The sequence below is a fragment of the Hymenobacter sp. IS2118 genome (assembly GCF_000715495.1).
GTDB lineage: Bacteria > Bacteroidota > Bacteroidia > Cytophagales > Hymenobacteraceae > Hymenobacter.
Window position 1 is genome coordinate 1 of record NZ_JNLX01000055.1, and the last position, 309, is coordinate 309.

Consider the following 309-nt stretch of genomic DNA (forward strand, 5'->3'; position numbering starts at 1 on the left):
GAGCCGGCGGTGGTGCCGCTGGTGCGTCTGATGGGCCTGGGGCTGCTGCTCAACGGCTTGTCTGCCACCGCGCTGAGCATTTTACGCCGCAACATGGCCTTTCGGACCCTGGCCGTTATCGAAACCAGCGCCTACGTGCTGGCTTACGGCGGGGNTGGCGCATGGGTTGCTGGTGGCGGTTTTGGCTTATGCCGTCACCCGCCACAGCCTGCGGCTGTACCTGCGGTGGGCGCACTACCGGCCGCTGCTGGCCTACGGCACCCGCATCACCTTCACCAGCTTCATCGAATTCATCACCAGCTCCCTCGA

General features: G+C 65.3%; 1 protein-coding gene. It reads left to right on the top strand.

What is annotated here, in order from left to right:
• Nucleotides 1-12 precede the first annotated feature (12 nt).
• Nucleotides 13-309 (top strand): hypothetical protein (locus GM79_RS26445; protein WP_410471174.1); only part of this gene is annotated, 297 nt, incomplete at its 3' end.